At 32.3% G+C, this 7910-nt stretch carries 6 protein-coding genes; 2 read left to right on the top strand and 4 right to left on the bottom strand.

The features are described 5' to 3' along the window. Positions 1–919 precede the first annotated feature (919 nt). Complete coding sequence (locus ACFX4R_RS28605) at positions 920–1831, bottom strand: ribokinase (RefSeq protein ID WP_377571634.1); 912 nt, start codon at positions 1829–1831, stop codon at positions 920–922. A 20-nt stretch (positions 1832–1851) separates the two neighbouring features. Beyond that, positions 1852–2736, bottom strand: coding sequence for a MurR/RpiR family transcriptional regulator (locus tag ACFX4R_RS28600; protein WP_377571632.1), 885 nt, complete (start codon positions 2734–2736; stop codon positions 1852–1854). 234 nt (positions 2737–2970) lie between these two features. Between ACFX4R_RS28600 and ACFX4R_RS28595 the strand changes: the two genes are divergently transcribed. Beyond that, positions 2971–3963 carry a sugar phosphate isomerase/epimerase family protein gene (locus tag ACFX4R_RS28595; protein ID WP_377571630.1) on the top strand — a complete coding sequence of 331 codons (993 nt, stop codon included), beginning with the start codon at positions 2971–2973 and terminating at the stop codon, positions 3961–3963. A gap of 14 nt (positions 3964–3977) precedes the next feature. Further along, complete coding sequence (locus ACFX4R_RS28590; protein ID WP_377571628.1) at positions 3978–5228, top strand: MFS transporter; 1251 nt, start codon at positions 3978–3980, stop codon at positions 5226–5228. Positions 5229–5744: 516 nt separating this feature from the next. Here ACFX4R_RS28590 and ACFX4R_RS28585 read toward each other — a convergent pair. Together ACFX4R_RS28585 and ACFX4R_RS28580 are read right to left on the bottom strand one after the other, a co-directional pair. Beyond that, entirely contained in the window at positions 5745–6815 is a 1071-nt protein-coding gene (locus ACFX4R_RS28585) for a HAMP domain-containing sensor histidine kinase (RefSeq protein WP_377571626.1), read from the bottom strand. Continuing rightward, positions 6812–7486, bottom strand: a complete 675-nt coding sequence (locus ACFX4R_RS28580; protein WP_377571624.1) for a response regulator transcription factor — start codon at positions 7484–7486, stop codon at positions 6812–6814. Before ACFX4R_RS28580 ends, ACFX4R_RS28585 begins: the two co-directional genes overlap by 4 nt. Between the last annotated feature and the right edge of the window lie 424 nt (positions 7487–7910).

Below are 7910 nucleotides of genomic sequence, written 5' to 3'. Positions count from 1 at the left end.
ATAATGAGTACAAGCAACTTTTTTTATGCTTATCATAGGATTTCTTCCTCCTCTTTCTTATTGTGTATTGGTTCATTTTTAGTATATAAGACGGATATGGATAATTTAACCTTTTTTAGTTAACTTGTCTTAAATATTTAGAAAATCAAATTGTAAAGGAATTATTGAGTGAAAGAGTTAAAGATAGTTTCTACTTGTGTATCTTAAGATACACCCCTTTATCCAAACAAACATCAAAATAAAAGTAATAAACGTTAGATAATTTTAAAATAATTTATTAAATGAATCTTTAATACCTTTTAACTTCAGAATATAGATAATATTTATTGTTATATTATTCATTAGAGTAAAGGATAAAACTATTATTTTTATAAGTGAGTTTATATATTTACTTCTTAATATATAATACGTTATTTTTTGATTTAATTTATATTGTCAAAGACATATTGACATTAAATAATTATAGAATTTATTTTTGTTTATTGTGAAGACAACAAATCCTTAAAAATTGAATACAAAATTTATTAGTATATGATATGAAGTGAAAATTAATATTTAACTAGTGTTTTTTTGCTTTTAAATTTGTTATAAACGTTATCATTAGATTTTAGAGGCTCTTTGCTTTTTGCATACATATAAATAGAGAACGAATTACCTTAACACCAGAAAGAGGCATAAATAAGAAAACATGAACGTTAAAGGGAGAGGTTTTATGACAGATATTTCTCTAATGAATGTAGGAAAGAAGTATGGGAGAGAAAAGAAGATTTTCATAAAAACGTTTCGTTAAGGCTGAAAAGCACGTATCATGACGCTTTAGAAGGTAGAAGGAAGACGAATTCTAATATTGTCATCAAAAGGAGCAATACCACATCTTTAACATGGTATTGCTCCTTTTGATTATTAAAAAAACTACTCCCTAAATGAGGATACTTTCGATCTCTTTCTTAGTTGGAAAGGAATGTTGTCCACCTTCTTTTGTGACAGTTATTGCACCGATATGAGTAGCAAATTTCATACATTGATCAATAGATAAACCTTCAGACATTGCATAGATAAGTGCTCCAATAAAAGAATCTCCTGCACCTGTAGCATCTACAGCTTGGACATTTTCAGCAGGGAAGAAATTACTGTATGATTCAGTTACTACTACAGATCCGTCTTTTCCTAATGTAATGACAACCATCCCACCAGTTAGAGGGAGCATTTCTTTCCCTATATTAATTGCGTCAGAGGCAGAGTTTATAGATTTTCCTGACATAAAGGAGGCTTCCGTTTCATTCACCACTAAAACATCGACGCATTTTAATATATTTTCTTTTACTTTCCGAGCCGGGGCATTATTTAACACTATTTTTAAGTTAGCGCTTTCGTATTTAGTAATAATATACTCTATAACTTCTTCAGGAATTTCCTGTTGTAAGACTATAAAAGAAGAGGAATCTAATAAATGAGCTATTTCATCAATATCATTTATTGTAATTAAATCGTTTGCCCCTTTAACAATCGTACTATAATAATCGCCGTCGGGCATTACATGAACAAGACCCATACCAGTTGAACCGAGTTTTTTTATATAAGAAGTATTGACTCCAAAAGCAGTTAATGATCCTATTAAAGCCTCACCAAAACGGTCGTCTCCAACTTTTCCGACCATAACTGTCGGCAACCCTAACTTAGCACATTGAGCTGCTTGATTAGCGCCTTTTCCTCCAGGACCTTGTACCAATTCATCAGCAATAAATGTTTCCCCTTTATTTGGCATACGTTGTTGCTTTACTATGATATCGAAATTTAAGCTACCAATAACTACGACATTTTTTGCTTCCACTTCTAGATCTCCTCCGACTTTTAAGTTCGGTGAGATATCACCGACTCTTTTGTTTTTAATAGATTTTCGTAAGATAAATTTTGCTGATTTAAACTTAGAACGGTAAATAAAACATCTAGTATATTTAGTTGGGCGATTCTTGCAGCAGCATTTTCACCTGTAATAGGAGAATTCCGAGCAGAAGAATGCAATACAATATCTGAAAACTCCGTAACTGGACTCTTAACATGATTTGTAATACAGATAGTGGTTGCTTCTTTTTCTTGAGCCAATTTAAAGATATCTATCACATCTTTTGAAGTACCTGAATGAGATATCCCTAATACTACGTCTCCTTTTTTTACTAACGATCCACCCATTAATTGCATATGAGAATCTCTATATGAAACGGTAAAAATACCGATCTTTAGTAGTTTGTGCTGAAAGTCTTCACAGAGTACACCAGATCCGCCATTACCTACTAACACTAATTTGCCGTTAGATTGAATACTTTTTAATGCACTTATTGCTTTACTTAATGCCTGACGATTAATGACAGCTAATGTATCTTGTAGCGCTACAATTGAATTGAAAAATACTTTTTCTAAAATCGTTTCATTGTCATCTTCATGATCAAAATCCTCTTGCATTTCATCGCTAACTGCAGTTTCTCCATTTTCTAAGTAATCAGCTATAGCATGTTTTAATTCGTAAAACCCTTCACACTTAAGTTTTTTGCACACTTTAGTAATACTTGATTCACTTACATTAAGGTGAGAAGCAAGACTACTAATCGTCATCTTTGCTAGTTCCTGATATTGATTACTAATAAAATTCACTATTAATTTTTCTTTTTTTCCAAGCGAGGGAGCAAGGCTACGCGCATATAAAATGATTTCTTTTCCCTCTATATTGTTTGATTTCATTGTTATGACCTTCCTTCTGAATTAGGATTATTATATCACGTATAAAGAAAGCGTTTCAATGCAAAAATTTTATTATTGATTTTACAAAAGTAAAATTTTTATTGTTAAAATGGTCAAAAATAAATATTTTCAGTTAAGTTTTTTATTTTTGTTTACTTATTAGTAAAAAAGATTCTATAATCTGTTTAAGTTAAACCTTCCATCTGAAAACAAATTTATAGAGGAGTGAAGTAAATGAAATTTTCAACAAGATTAAATTCATTTAAAACTAAAAAGGAAATTTTCTTTAAGGACTACGATAATAAATCCTTAACTGTTCTTGACTATATTTCCAGAATGGCAACTGTAAAAGGATTAACTCATGTTGAGCTAAATTATCCTGAACATTTTGTAGGAACAACAGTTCAAGAAATCCAAGATGCTTTACAGAAAACACACCTAAAAGTAAGTGGTATTGCACTACGTTTTAAAGATCATTATGACTTTGGTGAATTTGCTAACCCAAATGAAACTATTCGCCAAAAAGCCATTAATGAAACAATGGAAGCAGTACAACTATGTAATGATTTGGGAGGGGACGTTACTACGATCTGGCTGGCAAATGACGGTTTTGACTATCCATTCCAATTGGATTATGAAAAGGCAGTCGATAAGGTAGTTGATGCTTTAAAACAAATTACACAACGTTACCCTGACAGTAAAATTAGTTTTGAATATAAACCATATCAGCCAAGAGCCTTTTCTTTAGTAGGGGATATTGCAACTACATTATTAGTAATTGAAGAAGTAGCTTCTCCTAACCTGGGGGTTACCCTTGATTTTTGTCATATGCTAATGAGAAAAGAGAACCCAGCTTATTCGTTAGCTCTTGCCGCAAGAAAGAATAGACTAATGGGCTTCCATTTAAATGATGGCTATAACGACAATGACGACGGTTTAATGCTGGGGACTGTCCATTTACTTCAAACTCTAGAATTCATTTATTATGCGAAGAAATATAATTATGATGGACTTATTTACTTCGATACATTCCCAATTCGTGAGGATCCTGTAAAAGAATGTGAGCAAAACATTAAAATGTACAAAATATTGGATGCTTTTCTAGAGCATTACGGATTAGATAAAGTAGAAGAAATTATCCAGAAAGAAGATGCTTTACAAGCTCAGCAGCTTTTAATGTGCTTAATAAAAGACCAAGTAGATAATTTAGCTACTAGTATTGTCTAAAGGAGATAATCACTATGTTCAATAAGATTGGGTTACCAAAAAACTTATTGTGGGGATATATAGGTCTTACTATATTTATGATAGGTGATGGTGTCGAGCAAGCATGGATTTCACCTTACTTAGTTTCAAGAGGGATGAGCATCGAAGATGCTTCCCTTTTGCTTACTATTTATGGAGTCACAGTTGCTATTTCTGCATGGCTTTCTGGGATTTTTGTACAAACACTAGGGCCTAGGAAAGCTATGGCCTTTGGATTAATTGCCTTTTTAATAGGAAGTCTTGGTTTTATTGGATTAGGTATTTATAAACTTAACTTGTCTATTATGCTGCCGTTTTATGCTATTAGAGGATTTGGTTATCCGTTATTTGCTTATTCTTTTTTAATATGGATTAACTATAGCTCTCCTTTAAAAACAAGAGGAGCTGCAGTAGGATGGTTTTGGTTTATGTTTTCTCTGGGTCTAAGCGTCCTTGGACCGTTTTACTCATCTGTCGCAATTCCTGTTATGGGACATATTAATGTTTTATGGTCCGGATTAATTTTTGTAATAATTGGCTCGTTACTAGCAATCTTTGCAAATAAAGATAAAGTACCAAACTCCGAAATTCATAAATTACAGTTATCGGAATTTTTGAAAGGGCTTACTATTCTAAAAAGAAAACAGATTTCACTAGGTCTAATTGTTAAAACAATTAATGGATTAGCTCAATATGGTCTTGCTGTATTCATGCCTATTTATCTTGCTCAATTTGGTTATTCTACAACGGAATGGCTACATATGTGGTCAATAGTATTTACAGTAGCTATTTTTGCTAATCTGTTTTTTGGATTTGTTGGAGATAAATTTGGGTGGAGAAATACGATACAATGGGTTGGTGGGGTAGCATATGCAATCGTCCTTGTACTTGTCTATTTCACTCCACATATAGTGGGACACAATTATTTAGTAATGACGATAGTATTAAGTTTATGTGGTGTCACCATGGCAGGATATGTTCCATTGTCAGCTCTTTTTCCTCTCCTAGCACCAGACAATAAAGGAGCTGCAATGTCTATATTAAATTTAGGAGCTGGATTAAGTACGTTCTTAGCTCCTGCGATTGCAGGATTGTTTTTCAAGTCACTTGGAGCAGGCGGTGTTTTATTTATCTATGCTGGATGTTATATACTAAGTGCTATTCTAACACCATTCTTAAAGACACCAGATGAACTATCGAGTAAAAATAATGATATGATTCAACCTGAAAAAACAGCTATTAAATGACATAAATTCTTTATAGTAATAACGAACACCTTTCTAGCTATTGTTTACTACTTAGAAAGGTGTTTTTGGTATATTTAAATAGATGTTTTTCTCCAGAAGGAGTAATGTTTTTTTATCTGATAAACAAATCATGTCTTCAAGACTGTTTCCTACTTTATACTATTTATCCAAGACCTTATGAGAATCGGCTTAGATATTGACGAAGTAAATCAACAAAGTATACCTTTGTGAACGGAAATAAAACTTGATTAGCGAACGTTTTTCAAACACGGTTCAGGTGTAAGAACAATATACAGTCACCTTTGATCTAGCACATAACTTTTATAGCTATTCTATATACTTTGTAGAAAAAGACTCTATTTTTCTACGAGCTGTTCATATATTAATTTACTTACAACTAAAATAAGTTAATCATCATGCATAACCTATCTCATGTTATTGATAGGAGGTGTCTTATTGTAAGTTTATTATTTAACTAACCCTTTACATCTCGAAAAAAACTATTGCTTATACCAATTATGAATATGGTAAAATTATAGTAAAAATACTCCCTTTATCTAGCTCACTTTGCACACTAATTTGGCCATTGCAAATTTCCACTATACGTTTTACAAGTGAAAGTCCAATGCCATATCCTAATTTAGAACGGGAAGTATCGCTCTGATAAAATTTTTCGAAAATATTAGCCTTAACTTGATCATCCATACCAATGCCCTCATCATTAATAATAAATTTAATCCCATGTTTTCCTTTCATAAGGGTAATATTTATTACCCCACCATGATAAGAAAATTTAATAGCATTATCTAAAAGGTTGATCCAAATCTGCTGGGTCAAATCTTCGTTTCCATTATAAATTACTTCTTCTAATTCTAAATTTATTGTAATTTCTTTTTTAAACCACTTAGGTTCCATCAAAACGATTGTTTTTCTAATTTGTTCATCTAACCTGAACGGCGCTATGTCGGTAACAATTTCAAGACTCTCGTATTTTGATAAAGTTAGCACATTAGTAGAAAGTTCAGCTAAACGCTCAGATTCTTTTATGATAATTTCAAGATATTCTCTCTTTTCTTCCTCATCAAGATTGTTTTCTTTAAGAAGCTTAGCAAATCCCCGGATAGAAACGATAGGCGTTTTAAACTCGTGAGAAAAATTGTTAATAAAATCACTTCTCAATGTTTCAATGCTTGAAAGTTCTTGTGTCATTTTATTAAAGCTATGAGAAAGTTCTTCTAATTCTCCAATTCCTTTTAAGTTTACTTGAACATCAAAGTCACCATCAGCTACCTTGTGTATAGCATCAATAACTTTACGGATTGGGTTCAGTGCCTTTTTACTGAAAAAGGCTGTAAGTGCTGTTCCTAGCAAAACGCAGATTCCTAAAAATAAAAGAAATGATGCTAATGGATGTTCATTGTTTCCCTTAGAATCCTGGGGAGGGGAAGCTGGAAGAGAAGTAACTCCCAATTGCTGTAGCAACAGCATACTACCTAAAATCAACAAAAATGTCGCGACCATCACGAAGAAAACAAATATTACCAAAGTTATAGTTAGACTAAATCTCTTCTTGAAAAACTCTTTCATATTTTTTTAACCACCTTATATCCAAGCCCCCGTATTGTAATAATTTCAAATTCTGGCCAATCTCGAAACCTGTCCCTCAACCGATTAATATGAACATTGAGAGTATGATCGTCGGTTTCATTTTCCATTCCCCAAATCTCATCCATTAGCTGTAGACGAGTAAAAATCATATTTGGATAAGATAACAACTTGAATAATAGGTAAAATTCTTTTTGAGGAAGTGTAATAACCGTCTGTTCGCGGGATACAGTTAGCGAATTATAATCGATTATAACTTTACCAAGTGTTATTCTGTGTTCACTGGCAATCTTTGCTCTGCGGAGAAGAGCCTTTATACGAAGTACCATTTCCTGCTCATCTACAGGCTTTGTCATATAATCATCTGTCCCTACAAGAAAACCTCGTCTTTTGTCCTCTGCCTCCTGTTTAGCTGTGACCATTAAAATAGGAATGTCTTTCCATATAAGGCGGAGTTGTCGTGTTAATTCATAACCGTCCATATTTGGCATCATCAAATCAAGTACCACTAAATCAATGTAATGTTTATTCATTAACTCAAGTGCCACGATGCCATCCTCTGCATCGAATGTTTCAAAACCATTCTGTTTTAGGACGGCACCCATTAACTTTCTGATATTTGTATCATCTTCTACAATCAATATGTTAATCATGCAAACTGCCTCCACTTATCGTCATTAATAGTAAGTAAACTATACCTTCAAAATATCAACTGAAAATCAACTGTATATTGGCCTTTAGTTGATTTTCAGTTTACTTTGCATTGATATACTGTCAAGGTGAAAAAAATTGGAGGTATATTTATGCTGAAAACTAAACTACACAATATGCAAAAATGCAAAAACGCAGTAAATGCGTTACCACCTTAAAAAATTTGTCTTTAATATTTGAAACTTAGAGGAGATGTTATTGAACAATTTTATGATTCATTTCGTATCATACACTAAAAGCTTAAGAGAAATAACAAAGTTGAGGTTGAAAATCATTTAGAAGCTTTTAAAACAAATAATTATATTTAGGTTTGATACTTTCTAACTAGTTATTTACATTTTAGCTTTTTTGACCTAAGGGTTTGTT

It is taken from the genome of Priestia sp. YIM B13490 (assembly GCF_042787735.1).
In the GTDB taxonomy this organism is placed as follows: domain Bacteria; phylum Bacillota; class Bacilli; order Bacillales; family Bacillaceae_H; genus Priestia; species Priestia megaterium.
This window is presented reverse-complemented; position numbering and strand designations above follow the sequence as displayed.